The following is a 16,565-nucleotide window of genomic DNA, read 5'->3' as shown; positions in this document are numbered from 1 at the left end:
GCTCCGGCGGAGGCCAACCACCGGCGCAGCGGGACGGCCAGTTCGACAAGACCCCACCGCAGGACGTGGCAGCCGAGCAGTGCGTCCTCGGCGGCATGCTGCTCTCCAAGGACGCCATCGCCGACGTCGTCGAGATCCTCAAGACCAACGACTTCTACCGGCCGGTGCACGCCACCATCTTCGACACCATCCTGGACATCTACGGCAGGGGTGAGCCGGCCGACCCGATCACCGTGGCCGCCGCCCTGACCGACTCCGGTGACCTGGCCCGTATCGGCGGCGCACCGTACCTGCACACCCTCATCGCCAGCGTGCCCACCGCAGCGAACGCGGCCTACTACGCGCGGATCGTCAGCGAACGGGCGGTGCTGCGCCGGCTGGTCGAGGCCGGCACCAAGATCGTGCAGCTGGGCTACGGCACCGCGAGTGGCGGTAGCCGCGACGTGGACGACATCGTGGACCTTGCCCAGCAGGCCGTCTACGACGTCACCGAACGCCGGGTCAGTGAGGACTTCGCGATCCTGGCTGACATGTTGCAGCCGACGCTGGACGAGATCGAGGCGGTGGGTGCGCAGGGCGGTGTGATGACCGGCGTGCCGACCGGCTTCAGCGACCTGGACCGGCTGCTCAACGGCCTGCACGCCGGTCAGTTGGTGATCGTCGCCGGTAGGCCTGGGTTGGGCAAATCAACAGCAAGCATGGATTTCGCTCGAAACGCTGCAATTCGGGCTAACCAGGCGGCGGCCATCTTCTCGCTCGAAATGAGTAAGGTCGAGATCGTCATGCGACTTCTCTCGGCCGAGGCGCGGGTGCCACTGCACGTGCTGCGTAGCGGGCAGCTCTCCGACGACGACTGGACGAAGCTGGCCCGCTGCATGGGCGAGATCAGCGAGGCACCCCTCTTCGTCGACGACACGCCGAGCATGAACCTGATGGAGATCCGGGCCAAGGCTCGGCGGCTCAAGCAGCGGCACGACCTCAAGATGATCGTGGTCGACTATCTCCAGCTGATGACTTCACCGAAGCGCACCGAGAGTCGTCAGCAGGAGGTCGCGGACCTCTCCCGTGGCCTCAAGCTGCTGGCCAAGGAGGTCGAGTGCCCGGTCATCGCGGTGAGTCAGCTGAACCGTGGCCCCGAGCAGCGCACCGACAAACGGCCCCAGCTGTCCGACCTGCGTGAGTCTGGCTGCCTCACGGCGGAGACCCGAGTGGTTCGAGCAGATGACAACACTGAGATCACGCTCGGTGAGTTGTTGTCGAATAACGCCAAAGACATCCCGGTCTGGGCGTTGGACGAGAGCCTTCGGTACACGCCCCGCACGATGACCCATGTTTTCCCGAGCGGCAGCCGCGAGGTGTTCCGGCTGACCCTGGCATCGGGCAAGCAGATCGATGCCACAGCGAATCACCCCTTCCTGGCTTTCACGGGGTGGGTGCCACTCGGTGAGCTGTCGCCGGGAGATCGCATCGCCACGCCACGCCACCTACCGCCGCCGATGATGACCCGCCCGTGGGTCGACGCGGAGGTGGTGATGTTGGCGCACCTGTTGGGCGACGGATCCTTCGTGCGACGTCAACCCATTCGATACGCGAGCTGTGACGAGCTGAACCTGCAGGCCGTGTCCGACGCGGCGAAGCATTTCGGGATCTCCGCCGTCCGTGACGATTACGCGGCTGCGAGGGTGACGACCCTGCGGCTGCCAGCGCCCTATCGCCTGGCTCGCGGTCGGCGTAACCCGATCGCCGCTTGGCTGGACGACCTAGGCCTCTTCGGTTTGAGATCGCACGAGAAGTTTCTCCCTTCGGCCGTCTTCAGCCTGCCCAAGGAGCAGATCACTTCCTTCCTGCGGCACCTGTGGGCCACCGATGGTTCGGTGACCGTCAACAGCTCAGGGCGCGGTGGGCGCGTCTACTTCTCGTCCACGAGCCGGCGAATGCTCGAAGACATCTCTCGACTTCTTCTGAGGTACGGCATCACGGCCCGACTGAAGGTGGTGCCGGTCTCGGGGCACCGTCCTCAGTACACGCTCGACATCTCCGGTCGGGACGACCAGCTGAGGTTCCTGCGCGAGATCGGCGTGTACGGGCAGCGGTCGGACGGCTGCGCCGCTCTGCTTGCCGCGTTGGAAACGACGGAGAGCAACACCAACGTCGACACCGTGCCACGAGAGGTCTGGACCCGAGTCAAGGAGATTCTGGTCGAGCAAGGCATGACTCACCGTGAGTTCGCTAAGGCGATCGGCACCCAGTTCTGCGGCAGCACCCTCTGGAAGCATGCCCCCAGCCGCTCCCGACTGGCGGCGATCGCCGGCGTCCTTGATGCGGCCGACCTGGACCTGCACGCCACGAATGACATCTTCTGGGACTCGATCGTCTCTATTGAGTCGATCGGTGAGCAGGAGGTGTTCGACGCGACCGTGCTCGGGAAGCACAACTTCATCGCGAACGGCATCGCCACCCACAACTCAATTGAGCAGGATGCCGACGTCGTCATCCTTCTGCACCGCGACGACTACTACGACAAGGAGTCCCCGCGCGCGGGCGAGGCGGATTTTATTGTTGCCAAGCATCGAAATGGCCCTACCGACACCGTGACCGTAGCCGCCCAGCTGCACCTGTCGCGCTTCGTGGACATGGCCATCGGCTAGCTCAGCCGAGCAGTGGAAACCAGCCCGCCGACTCGCCCAACTCCAGTCGGTCCCGGTCGGTGAGCGGCACGCGCCCGGTCGCCTTCAGGAGGAAATCGTGGTCGCTCCAGGCGACGGGGCGGACCGTGTCGTCGCTGAGCAGGCCGTCCATGGTGGCCACCGCGACACGTGTCGCCAGTGGACCCGGGGGCGGCGCGTCGGGCAGGTCCACGATCAGGTCCAGGTGATGAACGACAGCCTCGGTCGTCAGGGTGGCGAGGAAATCCGGTACGCGCAGCACGTGTCCCTGCGTGGTCACGTACCCCTGCGGGTTGGCTGACGCGGCGGCGCGGACCGCCGCGGGGGCGGTCTCGCGCCAGAGCCGGACGATCCCGGTCGGGCGGTCGAACGCGGCGGCCGAGCGGCGGACCCACCAGGCGTGCCGGGTGGCCTCGTCGCCACCACCGGGGAAGTCACGCCAGTAGCTGACGTCGTCGACGTCGGCGGGGCCGTCCACAGGGCTGGCCAGTGCGACAAGCGCGCGCTGGGCGTCGCCGAGCACGTGGAGGAGCAGGTCCGCGACGAGCCAGCCGTGACAGCGGGTGGTTCGTTGCGGGCCGGTGTCATCCAGGGCGTCGACCACTGCGCTGATCCCGGCGTACGCCTGGGCCAACGCCTCGTCGGGTCGGATCGCGGTCATGCGAACCAGCCTGGCACGGCGAGTTCCGCCCACCAACCACCGGCGGTGTGGGCGTTGTGCCCGGGTCGACGCGTTGATCGACCCGGGCGCGAGGTCGGCCTGGGCTCAGCCGAACATCTCGTCGAGGAAGCCCTTGCGCTTCTTCTGCCGGTAGTGGCCGTGGTAGCCGTGGTGCTGCTGCTGGTGGCCGTAAGCCGGCGCCGGCGGGTAGCCGTGTGCGGGCGGCGGCGGCGGAACGGCACCGTAGCCGGGCTGGTGGGGCGCCGGGGGCGGCGGAGGCGGCGGGTAACCGGCCGGCTGCTGGGCGGGCTGCGACGGCGCGCCGCCGCCCTGCTGGCGGCTCCAGTTGGCCTCCGCCTCGAAGAGCTTCTCCAGCTCACCGCGGTCCAGGAAGATGCCTCGGCACTCCCCGCACTGGTCGATGACGACTCCGCTGCGCTCGTACTGGCGCATTTCTCCGCGACACTTGGGACAGGTGAGACTACTCATCGCACGACGGTACCTGGTGTACCTATGCAGTTGCTGTGAGCGCCTCGGTGACTTCTTCATCGGAAACTTCGTGGAAGTCGTCGTAGTAGACGCTCACCGCGCCGAAGTCCGGTGGACGTTGCGTGCAGATGACCTGGTCCGCCTCGGCGGCGAGGAGTTCGTAGGCCTCCTGCGCGCCGACCGGGACCGCTACCACGACCCGGTTCGCTCCGAGTTGGCGTGCGACCTCCACGGCGGCGCGGGCGGTCGCGCCGGTGGCGAGACCGTCGTCGACGATCACCGCCGTCCGCCCGGTGAGGTTCAGTGGTGCGCGACCGCCCCGGTACAGCCGTTCCCGGCGTTCCAGTTCGGCCTGCTCCCGTTGGCTGACCTCGGCGATGTCGTCGCTGCTGAGTCGGCTGGCCACCGCGTCGTTGAGCACCTGGACGCCGCCCGGCCCGAGCGCACCGAAGGCGACCTCCCGGGCCCACGGCATCCCGAGCTTACGGACGACCAGCACGTCCAGCGGCGCGCCGAGGCGTTCGGCGACGACCCGGGCGACGGGTACGCCCCCACGGACGAGGCCGAGGACGACGACGTCGGGTTCGCCGACGAGTGCGGTGAGCCGGTCGGAGAGCACCCGGCCGGCGTCGGCCCGGTCGCGGTAGGTCGTCATGCCTTCAGGTCTACGCCCTGACGCGGTCCCGCGCCGGGCAGTTACGCGGAAGTGGCCCGACCGGACAGGTGGCCGGGAACTGCGGTCGGCGGCGTGTCGGTGGGGCGGTGCAGGGCAGGTGCCCAGGTGAGCAGGGCGAGCGGGTACAGCAGGTAGCCGAAGCGGGTCGAGGGCATCAGGGCGATGGCGGCGAGTAGCCCGTACCCGCAGATGACGGTGGTGGCGACGGCGGTGCGGGGCGGGCGGCGGGCGAGTCGGACGGCGATGGCGATGCCCGCCGCGACCAGCAGCGCGGCGGCGATCAGCCGGCCGGCGGGCAGCCCGGTGGCGATCAGGTAGCCGGGAAACGGGGACTGTGCGGGACTGGTGACCAGGCCGTGGCCGAGGGGGAAGCGCAGCACGTTCTCGGTCAGCGCGTCGCGGTCGACGAGCATCGCGGGCAGGAGGGCGGCGACCGGCAGGCCGATCGCGCCGGCGGCGACCCGCGCGCCGGCGCGTCGGGTCAGACCCCACACGATCAGGACCAGGGCGACCGGCCAGGCGAACAGCTTCAGCGCGCCGGCGAGCCCGACCGCGAGGCCGGCCCGGCCGGGTCGGTCGGCGGCGGCGAGCGCGAGGGCCAGCAGGCAGAGCGCGAGTACGGGTAGGTCGTCGCCGCCGGTGGCGAGGGTCAGGGCGCAGATCGGCAGTACGGTGGCGGCCTGCACGCCGCGCAGCAGCGCGGCGTTCCGGCGGTGAGCGGTGTCGGCCTCGTCCGTGTCGGCAGGTGTTCTGCGCAGGGCGCTCACGGCCAGGGCGAGCGCCAGTGCGGTGCCCACCGCGAACCAGACTCGGGAGTCGGTCCACCAGGTGTCGACGAGCGCTCGGGGTAGGCCGAACATCGCCATGCCGGGCTGGTACGGGGTGTAGCCCATCAGTTGGTCGCCGGGCGGCAGGGCGGCGATCGCGTCCGGTCCCAGGTACGGGGTGCCGTGTTCCAGGAGGCGCGCGCCGGCGTGCTCCACGACCAGCACCTCCTCCTGGGCCCGGTCGGTGCGCCCGCCGGCCCGCTCGATGCTCTGCCAGAGCAGAGGCAGCAGTGCGGTGCCCGCCCATGCGAGACCGGTGACCGCCCAGCGGGCTGGCAGCCCGACCAGCGGTGAGGTCGGGGTGCGTCGGCGCAGCAGCAGTTGGGCGGTCACCACGAGTGTCGCGACCAGGTATCCGGCTGCGGCGACGGTCCCCCAGGCCCGGTGCGGCAGCAGGGTCGACGTGACTGCGGTAATCGCGGCGAAGACGGTCGACGCGGCGTAGAGCCCGAGGTCGAGGGCGAGGCCGCCGGCGGCGGTGTCGAGCGTCCGCCAGTGCCAGCGACGGCGGCGGCGGGTGGTCGGGTCGTCGGCGATCACGGCGCAAGTCTGGCAGACCGGTCCGCTTCGGCACCGGGCCGAGGCCTGGTCAGGCGGGCAGGTGCGGGAGGCGGTCGGTGCGGGAACGGCCGGTCTGGCGACGGTTCTGGCTCAACCTGATCACCGCGCCGGCGTCGTGCAGGGGTGCGGCCAGGGTGCCGGGCCGGCCGCCCGAGCCCCGCTGCATCGCCGCGAGCAGAGTGCCGGCCGGCATCGGCCGGGCGAAGAGGTGCCCCTGGCCGGCGACGCAACCCAACTCCCACAGGGCCCGCCGCTGCGGCTCGCTCTCCACCCCCTCGGCCACCACGTCCAGGTCGAGGCTGCGGCCCAAGTCGAGGGTGGAGCGGATGACGGCGGCGGCCTCCGCCGAGCTGTCCATCGTCGTCACGAAACTCCGGTCGATCTTCAGCTCGTGCACCGGGATTCGGGAGAGCAGGGAGAGGGACGAGTAACCAGTGCCGAAGTCGTCCAACGCCAGCCGGACACCCTCGTCGCGTAGCCGGCCGAGTACCCGGTCGACCACGTCGAGTTGGCTGAGCGTCAGTGTCTCGGTCAACTCCAGCACCAGCCGGTCCGGCGGTAGGTCGTGGGCGCGCAGGCGGGCCAGCACCGAGCCCGGGAACCGCGCGTCGAGGAGGCTGCGCGGCGACACGTTCACCGCTACCGGTACGTCGAAGCCGGCGTCCCGCCAACTGGCCGCGGCGATCAGCGCCTGGTCCAGGATCGCCTCGGCGAAGGCCGGCAGCAGGCCGGAACGCTCTACGGCCTCCAGGAAGCGCAGCGGGTCGATCATGCCGTGGGTGGGGTGGTGCCAGCGGGCCAGCGCCTCGGCGCTGGTCACCTCGCCGGTGCCCAGGTCGACGATCGGTTGGAAGTTGACGACGAACTCGTGGTCGGCGACCGCACGTGGCAGGTCGCCACCGAGGGTGAGGCGGCCCAGGTCGGCGGTGTCCCGCGTGGCGGCGTACGTGGCGGTCCTCTGCCCGGCCCGTTTGGCCTGGTACATGGCCACGTCGGCGCGGCGCAGCAGCTCTGCCATGCCACCGCTGGACGGGGCGACGGAGATCCCGCCGCTGGCCTCCACGCTGATCCGCATGCCGTCCAGCTCGAAGGGCTCATGCAGGGCGGCGAGCAACGTCTCGGCCCGGTGCGCGGCCACCGCCGGGGCCGGAAGCCCTCGCAGGAGTACGGCGAACTCGTCGCCGCCGAGGCGGGCCACCAGGTCACTCGGCTGGGCTGCGCCCCGCAACCGGCCGGCCACCTGCACCAGCACCTGGTCGCCTGCGGCGTGCCCGAGTGTGTCGTTGACCTCCTTGAAGTGGTTGAGGTCGATCAGCACCAGCGCGGTCACCCCGTCGGCGTGCCGGGCGCTCAGGTGCTCGGTGCCCTCGTCGAGGAGTTGCCGACGGTTGGCCAGGTCGGTCAACGCATCGTGTGCCGCCGCGTACGCGTGTTCGTCGGCCACCCGGGCGAGTTCGGCGTACGCCTGGGCGTTGCGCACTGCCGTGCAGAGCGCGGAGGCGAAGGTGCGCAGGGTGTACTGCTCCCGCTCGGAGAGTTGCACCGGGCCGTGGAAGCGCAGTCGGAGGACGCCGATGTCGACGGTCCGGTCGTGTCCCTCCAGCGGGGTGGGGACGATCGTGCCGTCGACGGTGGTGGGGGTGCCGGTCGGGCCGTCGAAGGTGATGCCGCCGGTGCCGCCGCGTACGGTGCGACCGCCGTCGCGCAGCTCGATCTCGACCTCGTCGGCGGAGAACAACTCGGCGGCCTGGGTGACGGCGGTGGTGAGGACGGTGTCCAGGTCGACCACGTTGAGCGCGTCGGTGGTGCGGGCGAGCCGCTGCCACGCCTGCTGTTCGGTGCGGCCCCGAATGCGTGCGGCGTAGGCCAGGTGCAGGCTCAGGACCAGGGGTGGAATCGCGAGCAACAGTCGGGGATCGAGCCGGATGATCAGTAGCGTGCAGGCTGTGACCACGAACCGCACGGCGAAGCCGGCGAGACGGAGGTCGAGGTTGCTGCGGAAGTGCTTCGCGATCCGGGTCTCGGAGGCGAGCGCGATGACTGGAATGGCGAGCAGATCGTCCAGTAACGCGGCGACCAGGTAGGCGAGGGCCAACGGCCCCAGCAGCGTCAGGGGGGCTGCCCCGGTTGCTGGCCAGGTCCAGCTCGTCATCGCGAGCGTGGTGCCGGCACCCCAGGCCACGATGACGTTCTTCCCGACGCCGAAGGCGAGCTTCATCGGTGTCAGGCGGAGCGAGGCGATGGCGATCCCGACAGCGGTGCAGAGCACGACGACGGAGGTCGGAGCGATGGCTGCACCAACGATGATCGCTGTTTCGTTCCAACTGATCGACTGGGTCGTCGACCGGATCCGTACGCGGGCCTTGACCAGCGTGCCCAGAGCGATCATGAGCGTGAGCATGACGAGAACCGCAGCGTCGTTCACCGTCGTCGGCTTCGCCGAACCCAATGCGGCCGGAAGCGAGGCGGCGACGATGACCGCGGCAACAGCGACGACGAGACCGACGAGCAGCAACAGCCGCCGATCGGTCTCAGTCTCTCGTCGCTGAGGAAGGGTCATGCCGCTCCCGAATGGTACCTGCGCGTTCCCGCAGCCTACTGCTCGGGTCCTCAGAAGTCCTGTGTCGAGCTTGTCAGTTCCAGTCGGTGCCACGCATCGCGCTGCCCCCTTCTACCGCTGTCCATTGGAGTACCTGTCCGCGATGGGGAGGTCTTCCTCTGAAAGGCAGCTTAAGAGAAGGAAGGGCAGGCTAGAACAGATAAATGTCGGTATGCGCAGGATTAGCCAAGTTGCAGCCCCTTTATCACGTTCTGTCCATCGTTACTGAACGGAGTGCGGTTGAGCGCGCCGACGTTGGATTCAACTGGCACCTTGCAACTGCGGACGGTATCTGGCGAGGTTGTGGTCGCTCTATTCCTTGAGTCTGGAGGCTCTTCAACAGTTGCCTCATCCGGAGTTTGGTCAGGCGTAAGGGCGGCATGGGCAGAGTTGGCGCGTCCGAGGCTGCCTGGCTGGGGCAGGTAATGGTGTCAGCCTGCCCGGGTCGTTGGCGACGGCGGATGGATAATCGCGTTTCGGCAGGCAGCGACGCAACTTGCCGCTCACATGATGCCGTCCCGGATTGGCATTCGAGCAGCTCCTTGCATCGCTCCTCGGGACGCCTAGGGTGCTTCGTATCGCCCCGTAAGCGGTGCGCCACCCCTCGGGGTCGTAGACTGCGTTGCGTGGTCGGCTGAATACCTGGCAGGGCTGGCGGGTGCGGGTGGAGATTCGGGTTCTGGGCGGCCTTTCGGTGCAACTGTCTACCCGCACGCTGCGCCTTGGTACACCCAAGCAGCAGGCAATCTTCGCAATGCTCACCGTTCAGCCCGGGCGACTCGTGACAGTGGACGATCTCGTCGATGAGTTATGGGCCGATCGCCCACCGCGATCGGCCATAGCTAATGTGCGGACCTATGCGGCCAATCTGCGCCGGACTTTCGAGGCTTCCCCGGCCGGACGCGGTGTCATCGAGCGCCAACGCAACGGCTATCGACCGACTTGTTGTGGACCCGGACCGGGTCGACGTCTTTCGCTTCGAGGTGGAACGCAACGCGGGCCGGGAAGCCGTGTCGGCTGGCGACCTGGACGATGCGCGTCGAAGCCGACGACCACACCCGCGCGAGCGACGCCGCGAAGCGCTGACCCGACCGAACAGCGCTTATCGATTTCTTATCGACCGGCCCGGTAACTTACCGGACGTATCGGCGAACGGGGGAGGCTCTGCCCGTGGGCAGAGCCGGTCCGTCGACACGCACCCGCCGACAGGTCACCCCAGCGGCCTCGGCGGCGGGTCGGTGAGGGAGGAGCGGCGTCGGACCGGCGCGCCGTCAGCACCCGGTGTGGTGGTCGATGCGACGCCGCTCCTTCCGGGCGCCGTCGTACCGCACCGATAGGCTCACGACCGTGACCGAACCCGCGCAGCTCAGCCACGTCGACCGCGCCGGCGCGGCCCGCATGGTCGACGTCTCCGCCAAGGCGGTGACGGGCCGGCTTGCCGTCGCGGCCGGCCGTCTGCGGACCACGCCCGAGGTCATCGACCTGCTGCATCGCGACGGGTTGCCCAAGGGTGACGCGCTGGCGGTCGGTCGGCTGGCCGGCATCATGGGGGCGAAGCGCACGCCCGATCTGATCCCGCTGTGTCACCCGATCGCGTTGCACGGCGTCACTGTCGACCTGCGGTTGACCGCCGACACCGTGGAGATCACGGCCACCGCCCGCACCGCGGATCGCACCGGGGTGGAGATGGAGGCACTGACGGCGGTCGCCGTCGCCGGTCTCGCTCTGGTCGACATGGTCAAGGCGGTCGACCCGGCAGCCTCGGTGGAGGCGGTGCGGGTGCTGCGTAAGGAAGGCGGCAAGACCGGCGAGTGGGTTCGGCCCGAGGACCGGCCGTGATCCGGGCCCGGGTGATCGTGGCATCGAACCGAGCCGCGGCCGGCGTCTACGCCGACACCAGCGGTCCTCTGCTCGTCGCGGGCCTGCGCGAGCTGGGGTGCCAGGTCGACGAGCCGGTGGTGGTGCCCGACGGGGAGCCGGTCGGCGTCGCCCTGCGGGCCGCCCGATCCGACGGGGTCGACGTGGTGGTGACCAGCGGTGGCACCGGGGTGACCCCGTCGGATCGGACGCCGGACGTGACCCGGGATCTGCTGGATTACGAGATCCCCGGCATCGCCGAGGCGATCCGCGCGCACAGCCGCGACCGGGTGCCTACGTCGGTGCTGTCCCGGGGTCTGGCCGGGGTGGCCGGCCGGATGCTGGTGATCAACCTGCCCGGCTCGACCGGCGGGGCCCGGGACGGCCTGGCCGTGCTCGGGCCGATCCTCGGGCACACCGTCGACCAGTTACGCGGCGGAGACCACTGAGTTCGAGCAGGGCACTCCCTGAGTTCGTGCCGAGGAGCACCCAGGTTGGTGGCGGTGCCCAGCAATCGGTCCGTGCCAGGCCCGGGCGGGTGTCGGTCCGTGCCGATAGGCTCGGTCGGTGAGCACGGAAACCGCACCCACCGCGGATCGGGTCGCCGCGCCCCCGCCGGCTGGCTGGGAGGAAGCGCGGTCGCGGGTCTACGCGGTCGGTCTCGCCGCCGCACTGCCCGCCGTCGCCCGACCACTGGCCGACATCGACGGGTTCACCCTGGCCGAACCGTTGACCACCCGCACCGACCTTCCGGCCTTTCCGACTTCCAGCGTCGACGGCTGGGCGGTGCGCGGCGCCGGCCCGTGGCGGGTCGTCGGTCGAGTGCTGGCGGGCAGCACCCCGGCCCCGCTCACCGAGGCCGACACCACAGTCGAGATCGCGACCGGAGCCATGGTGCCCGAGGGTGCCACAGCGGTTCTGCGCGTCGAGGAGTCGACGACCGCCGACGGCCTGGTGCGCGGCACTCCCCGGGAGACGCCCGAGTGGCGGCAGCCCGGTGAGGAGGCGTACGCCGATGAGGAGTTGTTGCCGGCCGGCACGCCGGTCGACCCGGCGGTGATCGGCCTGGCGGCCTCCTGTGGGCACGACACGCTGCGGGTCCGGCGGGCACCGCGCGCCGCCCTGCTGGTCTTCGGTGACGAGCTGTTGACCGCCGGGCCGCCAGCGGCCGGTCGTGTCCGGGACGCGCTGGGTCCGGCGGTGCCCGCGTGGCTACGGCGCTACGGCTGTCAGGTCCGACAGTCGGACGTGGTGGGCCCGGTCGCCGACACACTGCCCGCGCACGTGGCGGCCCTGCGGTCGGCACTGGCCAGTGCCGACCTGGTGTGCACCACCGGCGGCACGATGAACGGCCCGGTGGACCACCTGCATCCGACCCTGGAGGCGCTCGGCGCCGACTACGTGGTCAACACTGTCGCGGTCCGGCCGGGCTTCCCGATGCTGCTGGCCCGGCTGGCCGACCCCGACGGGCGGATCAGGTTCGTGGCCGGGCTGCCGGGCAACCCACAGTCCGCCGTCGTCGCGCTGGTGTCGCTGGTCGCCCCGCTGCTTGCCGGCCTCCAGGGGCGATCGATGCCCGTGCTGCCGCAGGCGACGCTGGCCGAGGCGGTGCCCGGCCGTGGTGACCACACCCACCTGGCGCTGGTCCGACTGGACCGGGCCGCGGGCACCGCGACTCCGGTGCGACACGTCGGGTCGGCGATGCTGCGTGGCCTGGCCGGCGCGGATGGCTTCGCCGTCATCCGGCCCGGCACCAGAGGCGAGCCGGGTGACCGTGTGCCGATCGTGCCGCTGCCGTTGCTGCCCGGGGAGCGTGCGTCATGACCGCGCCAGCGATCACCTTCGGCGAGGTCACCGACCAGCCGCTCGACCTCGCCACGCACGAGGCGGCGGTCGCCGACCGGCGGGCCGGCGCTGTGGTGTCCTTTCAAGGCGTGGTCCGCGACCACGACCACGGGCGTCAGGTCACCAGCCTGGAGTACGAAGGGCACCCGAGCGCCGCTCAGGTGCTGCGCGAGGTGGCCGCCGAGATCGCCGCGGAACCCGACGTCTACGCGGTGGCCGTCTCGCACCGGGTCGGCCCACTGGCGATCGGTGACGTGGCGCTGGTCGCCGCGGTGAGCACCGCACACCGGGCCGCGGCCTTCGCCGCCTGCGCCCGGCTGGTCGACGAGGTCAAGGCGCGCCTGCCGATCTGGAAACGGCAGGTCTTCACCGACGGCACCGAGGAGTGGGTCAACTGCCCCTGACCGGGCTCACCGACGGCTGCTGAGCACCGCCGCCCTGGCGAGCCGGTCACCGTAGAACGCGGGCTCGGCACCGGGCCGCCAGGGCAGCGCGGCGACCAGCACGATCAACGCGACCGCGAGTGAGTTCTCCATCAGGGCCCCGAAGAGACCGTCCTGGTAGTGCGACATCTCCGGCAGTTGGTGCTCGTACGGCCAGATCGGGGAGATCAGGAACAGCAGGTAGAGCCCGATCGCGGCGGCACCGTGGCGGAGGCCGGTGAGGGTGGGATACCAGATCGGCGGGCGGAGCCCGTTGACCCCGGGCAGTCCGCCGAACACTGGCCCCTGGCCGGTGCGCTGAGGCATCGTGCGGCTCGCCTCCCGGCGGCGCACAGCGGCATCGGCCAGCACGATGATCGCCGGGATCACCCAGACCAGGTGGTGCGTCCAGGAGATCGGGCTGATCACGTTCGCGGTCAGACCGACGAGCGTGAACGCGGTCAGCTCGTCGCCGTCGGCGCGGGAACTGGCCGCGCGGGACAGGCCCAGCGCCAGGATCAGCACCGAGAAGGCGAACCAGAGCAGCCCGGGTGTTTCGATCGAGTCGTACAGCCGGGCGAGCAGGCCGGCGAGTGACTGGTTGGGCGTCATGTCCGCCGCGCCGACCCGTTCGGTCTGCCAGAGCACGCTGCCGAAGTACGTCCGTGACTCGTCGCCGACGATCGCGAAGCTCGCCACCGTCACGCCGATCGTGGTGCCGATGGCGGTGGCCGCCACTCGCCACTGACGGGTGATGAGCAGGTACGCGATGAACAGTGCCGGGGTGAGCTTGACCGCGGTGGCCAAGCCGATGCCGGCGCCGGCCCAGGCTCCGCCGTAGACGAAGCGCAGCAGCGGGCCGTCGGTGGCGGCGTAGTGGGTGCCTCGGCGGGAGCGCCAGCGGAGGCCGATCAGATCCGCCATGATCAGAGCGAACAGCAGGATGTTGACCTGGCCGTAGCCGAGGGTTTCCCGAGCTGGTTCGATGGCGACCGCGAGCGGCACCGCCAGGGCCACTGTGAACCACAGTGGCCACGCCAACCGGTCCACGATGGGGCGAAGCAACCCGGCCAGGACCAACGCCAACGCGGCGATGCTGGCAGCGGCGTTGACCATGCCCGCCATGCCGATCGGCAACTGCGCCATCGGCAACATGACCAGACCGGCGAACGGCGGGTAGGTGAAGCCCAGGGTGGTTCCGGGCGCGATGAACTCATAGAGCTCATGTCCGCTCGCCCACCACACCACGGCACCGTGATAGATCTTCATATCGAAGAAGTTGTACGGCCGCCCGAAGGTGCCGATGGCGAGCCATGCGGCGTAGGCGACGGCGGCCACGATGGCGCCCCGTACGACGTTCCTGCGATCGATCCCACGCGTCACGCGTTGGATTGGGGCGAGGCGGTCCGCCCGTCTACCGACAGCCGTCGGCATGGCGTGGCCACCCCCGTACCAATGTTGTCCTATCCGTCCAGGTCCTGCACGGAGCCTAGAACGGCGCCTCACGTCAGTGCCTCCCGCGTTATGCGACCGTGTCCGATCCCACACATGTTTTTGACATTTCCACCGCGTTAACGCCTACCGGGTGGTTCAGGTAATTCGCGGCCTTAGCGGGGGTGGGGACGGCTCGGAGACGGATCGACGCAGTTCAGCCGGGAAGTCGGCGCGCGGTGGACGCGGACCGGACGGCGATCCGAGCCTCGCGTCGGGCCGTACGGACGGCGCGTTGCACGGAACGTCGAGAGTGGCCGATGCGGTGACCCGTCCGCCACCGCAGACCGGGCTTGCCGCCGGTGTCGGCGGCGGCCAGCAGAAGACCACCGAGGATGCCCAGGTTCTTCATGGCGTGGATCTGGTTGTTGTTCCTGGCGGTCGGGTCGTCGTTCTTCCAGAAGGGATGGCCGGCGACGGTCACCGGCACCAACGTACCGGCGAGGACCAGAGCAGCAGGTCGACTGAGGCGGCCGGTGGCGAGCATCAGCCCGGCGCTGACCTGCACCGCAGCGTTGACTCGGATCAACGTCTCGGTCTCGGTGGGGAAGCTCGGGTGAGCCTTCTTCAGAAGTGGCGCGACCTTCTCGGTCACCGGCTGGGCGGCCACCGCGAGGCGACCCGGGTCGCGAAAGTTGCGGTACCCCTGGACCACGAAGATCCCGCTCAGCATGGCTCGGGCGAGAGAGCGTACGGGCGTCATGGACCAGTCATACCCCGTCTGGGCGGTTGCTACCCCGGCAACGGCCGGATCGGATCGGTGCTCGTGCACGTGCGCCACGCCGATTCGAGCGACAGTCACGGATGGACTGGCTGCGGCGGGTAACGTCGCGCGGGTGACCACGCTGCGGCTACGCCCCGAGGACCCGGCCGACGCCGGCTCGGTACGCCGCGTTCTGGGAGCTGCCTTCGCCCGTCCGGACGTGACGACGCCGCCGGAGGTGAGCCTCGTCGACGAGTTGCGCGGCACCGCCGCCTGGCTGCCGGAGCTGGCCATGGTCGCGGAGTACGGCGGTGAGGTCGTCGGTTACGCGTTGCTCACCCGGGTGCGTGTGCGGCCGGAGCGGGGCTCGGACGTTCCCGTCCTGGCACTCGGTCCGGTTGCGGTGGCGCCGCACCGGCAACGCGTCGGCCACGGCACCTCGGTCGTGCAGGCCGCGTTGGACGCCTCCACCGAGTTGGGTGAGCGGCTGGTCGTGGTCCTCGGCGACCCGGCTTTCTACCGCCGGTTCGGCTTCGGCCCGGCCACGGAGCTGGGCCTGACCGGGCCGTGGGCTGGTCTCGGTGAGCCCTGGCAGGCGTTGGTGCTCCCCCCATCCACCAGCGAGGAGGGCCCCCCGCCTCGCGGTGAGGTGCTCTTTCCGGCGCCCTGGTCCAAGGTCTGACCGCGTCGGCGCGGTCGGTGACGGTCAGGCCGGTTGGGTGCGCAGGTACCTGCCGAAGTGCGGCACAGTGAAGGCGACGGTCCCCCGCTCACCGGAGTAGATCAGCCCCTTCTTGATCAGCGCGTCGCGGGCCGGGGACAGGCTGGCGGGCTTGCGGCCGAGTGCCCGGGCGATCTCGGCGGTGGGCACCGCGGCGTCCATGTCGTCGCGGACCACCGCTGAGGAGTCGCCCTCGACCGCGGACATCGTGGCCATCGCCCGCATGTACTCGCGCTCGGCGGGCGTGGCCCGCTCGAATCGGGAGCCGAAGAACCCGACCGCCAGCTCCGCTTCCGCCTCCGGTGCGGCGACTCGCACGTCGGCGGCGGTGATCGGCGAGCGCGGCGCGTGATCCCAGGTCGCCTTGCCGTACGCCTGGACGAAGTAGGGATAGCCGCCGGACTTCTCGTAGAGCAGGTCGAGCGCTTTCTGTTCGTACTCGACCTCCTCGCGCTCGGCCGGCGCGCAGAGCGCCTGGTCGGCGGCGATCCGGTCGAGCCGGTCGATGCGTTGGTAGCGGAACAGCCGCTCGGAGTACGACTTGGCGGCGCTGAGCACCGCCGGCAGGTGCGGTAGGCCAGCGCCGACCACGATCAGGGGTGCGCCGAGCTGGGACAGTTCGTGGCAGGCGGCGCAGAGCGCCGACACGTCCTCCGGGCCGAGGTCCTGCATCTCGTCGATGAAGATGGCGATGCCGGTGCCCACGTCACTGGCCACCGCGGCGGCGTCGCTGAGCAACTCGACCAGGTCGATCTCGATGTCGCCGGAGTCGGCCCGGCCGCTGGCCGCCGGCACGTCGATGCCGGGCTGCCACCGGTCGCGCAGTTTCGGGGCGGTGCCGGCCCGGCCGGTCGGGGCGGAGCGTTGGGCGAAGGCCTTGAGGACGCCGAGGAAGGTGTCGATCCGGTCCGGTGCCCGGTGCCGGGGGGCGAGCTCCCGGACGGCCATGTGCAGGGCGGCGGCGACCGGCCGACGCAACGACTGGTCCGGCCTTGCCTCGATCTTGCCGCTGCCCCAGAGGTGGTCCTCGACGTGCTCGACCTGCCG

General features: G+C 70.3%; 15 protein-coding genes. 7 read left to right on the top strand and 8 right to left on the bottom strand.

From position 1 onward, the window contains the following. Positions 1 to 2,648 (top strand): replicative DNA helicase (locus ACWCO3_RS18335; RefSeq protein ID WP_450011070.1); only part of this gene is annotated, 2,648 nt, incomplete at its 5' end. Between the two features lies 1 nt (position 2,649). Here the strand turns inward: ACWCO3_RS18335 and ACWCO3_RS18330 are convergent. The 5 genes from ACWCO3_RS18330 to ACWCO3_RS18310 all read right to left on the bottom strand — a co-directional run bounded on the left by ACWCO3_RS18330 (position 2,650) and on the right by ACWCO3_RS18310 (position 8,440). Beyond that, positions 2,650 to 3,327: a maleylpyruvate isomerase N-terminal domain-containing protein gene (locus ACWCO3_RS18330; protein ID WP_450011068.1), complete on the bottom strand. Its 678-nt coding sequence runs from the start codon at positions 3,325 to 3,327 to the stop codon at positions 2,650 to 2,652. Between the two features lie 105 nt (positions 3,328 to 3,432). Continuing rightward, positions 3,433 to 3,816, bottom strand: a complete 384-nt coding sequence (locus ACWCO3_RS18325) for a TFIIB-type zinc ribbon-containing protein (RefSeq protein ID WP_145778358.1) — start codon at positions 3,814 to 3,816, stop codon at positions 3,433 to 3,435. Positions 3,817 to 3,838: 22 nt separating this feature from the next. Continuing rightward, on the bottom strand, positions 3,839 to 4,471 hold the full coding sequence (locus tag ACWCO3_RS18320) for a phosphoribosyltransferase (RefSeq protein WP_145778359.1): 633 nt from the start codon (positions 4,469 to 4,471) through the stop codon (positions 3,839 to 3,841). A gap of 41 nt (positions 4,472 to 4,512) precedes the next feature. Then, a complete protein-coding gene (locus tag ACWCO3_RS18315; RefSeq protein WP_450011065.1) occupies positions 4,513 to 5,859 on the bottom strand; it encodes a glycosyltransferase 87 family protein in 1,347 nt (448 codons plus the stop codon). A 49-nt stretch (positions 5,860 to 5,908) separates the two neighbouring features. Next, positions 5,909 to 8,440 (bottom strand): putative bifunctional diguanylate cyclase/phosphodiesterase, encoded by a 2,532-nt coding sequence (locus ACWCO3_RS18310; protein WP_145778360.1) that lies wholly within the window; start codon positions 8,438 to 8,440, stop codon positions 5,909 to 5,911. A 697-nt stretch (positions 8,441 to 9,137) separates the two neighbouring features. Between ACWCO3_RS18310 and ACWCO3_RS18305 the strand changes: the two genes are divergently transcribed. The 5 genes from ACWCO3_RS18305 (at position 9,138) to ACWCO3_RS18285 (ending at position 12,585) form a co-directional block, all read left to right on the top strand. Then, complete coding sequence (locus tag ACWCO3_RS18305) at positions 9,138 to 9,611, top strand: AfsR/SARP family transcriptional regulator (protein ID WP_450011063.1); 474 nt, start codon at positions 9,138 to 9,140, stop codon at positions 9,609 to 9,611. 215 nt (positions 9,612 to 9,826) lie between these two features. Then, complete coding sequence (moaC, locus tag ACWCO3_RS18300) at positions 9,827 to 10,318, top strand: cyclic pyranopterin monophosphate synthase MoaC (protein WP_088987073.1); 492 nt, start codon at positions 9,827 to 9,829, stop codon at positions 10,316 to 10,318. Further along, the gene (locus tag ACWCO3_RS18295) at positions 10,315 to 10,785 is read left to right on the top strand and encodes a MogA/MoaB family molybdenum cofactor biosynthesis protein (protein ID WP_145778363.1); all 471 of its coding nucleotides are present in this window, start codon (positions 10,315 to 10,317) and stop codon (positions 10,783 to 10,785) included. Before moaC ends, ACWCO3_RS18295 begins: the two co-directional genes overlap by 4 nt. Before the next feature lie 118 nt (positions 10,786 to 10,903). After that, complete coding sequence (locus ACWCO3_RS18290) at positions 10,904 to 12,160, top strand: molybdopterin molybdotransferase MoeA (protein WP_450011060.1); 1,257 nt, start codon at positions 10,904 to 10,906, stop codon at positions 12,158 to 12,160. Further along, a complete protein-coding gene (locus ACWCO3_RS18285; protein ID WP_130405760.1) occupies positions 12,157 to 12,585 on the top strand; it encodes a molybdenum cofactor biosynthesis protein MoaE in 429 nt (142 codons plus the stop codon). The genes ACWCO3_RS18290 and ACWCO3_RS18285 overlap by 4 nt, the downstream gene beginning before the upstream one ends. A gap of 6 nt (positions 12,586 to 12,591) precedes the next feature. On the opposite strand, the gene ACWCO3_RS18280 is transcribed toward ACWCO3_RS18285, so the two are convergent. Together ACWCO3_RS18280 and ACWCO3_RS18275 are read right to left on the bottom strand one after the other, a co-directional pair. Beyond that, positions 12,592 to 14,037, bottom strand: coding sequence for a glycosyltransferase 87 family protein (locus ACWCO3_RS18280; RefSeq protein ID WP_145778365.1), 1,446 nt, complete (start codon positions 14,035 to 14,037; stop codon positions 12,592 to 12,594). Between the two features lie 214 nt (positions 14,038 to 14,251). Further along, entirely contained in the window at positions 14,252 to 14,797 is a 546-nt protein-coding gene (locus ACWCO3_RS18275) for a DoxX family protein (protein ID WP_145778366.1), read from the bottom strand. 133 nt (positions 14,798 to 14,930) lie between these two features. Between ACWCO3_RS18275 and ACWCO3_RS18270 the strand changes: the two genes are divergently transcribed. Next, entirely contained in the window at positions 14,931 to 15,479 is a 549-nt protein-coding gene (locus ACWCO3_RS18270) for a GNAT family N-acetyltransferase (RefSeq protein ID WP_354883638.1), read from the top strand. A gap of 24 nt (positions 15,480 to 15,503) precedes the next feature. Here the strand turns inward: ACWCO3_RS18270 and ACWCO3_RS18265 are convergent. After that, the coding region (locus tag ACWCO3_RS18265; RefSeq protein WP_450011056.1) for an ATP-binding protein at positions 15,504 to 16,565 on the bottom strand (1,062 nt) is incomplete at its 5' end.

This window comes from Micromonospora sp. NPDC002411 (assembly GCF_053592955.1).
This window is presented reverse-complemented; position numbering and strand designations above follow the sequence as displayed.

What these genes read in the sequence shown, in the direction of transcription:
- ACWCO3_RS18330 (WP_450011068.1), bottom strand. Translation starts at nt 3,327, where the DNA reads ATGACCGCGATCCGACCCGACGAGGCGTTGGCCCAGGCGTACGCCGGG.
- ACWCO3_RS18325 (WP_145778358.1), bottom strand. Translation starts at nt 3,816, where the DNA reads ATGAGTAGTCTCACCTGTCCCAAGTGTCGCGGAGAAATGCGCCAGTAC.
- ACWCO3_RS18320 (WP_145778359.1), bottom strand. Translation starts at nt 4,471, where the DNA reads ATGACGACCTACCGCGACCGGGCCGACGCCGGCCGGGTGCTCTCCGAC.
- ACWCO3_RS18310 (WP_145778360.1), bottom strand. Translation starts at nt 8,440, where the DNA reads ATGACCCTTCCTCAGCGACGAGAGACTGAGACCGATCGGCGGCTGTTG.
- ACWCO3_RS18285 (WP_130405760.1), top strand. Translation starts at nt 12,157, where the DNA reads ATGACCGCGCCAGCGATCACCTTCGGCGAGGTCACCGACCAGCCGCTC.
- ACWCO3_RS18280 (WP_145778365.1), bottom strand. Translation starts at nt 14,037, where the DNA reads ATGCCGACGGCTGTCGGTAGACGGGCGGACCGCCTCGCCCCAATCCAA.
- ACWCO3_RS18275 (WP_145778366.1), bottom strand. Translation starts at nt 14,797, where the DNA reads ATGACGCCCGTACGCTCTCTCGCCCGAGCCATGCTGAGCGGGATCTTC.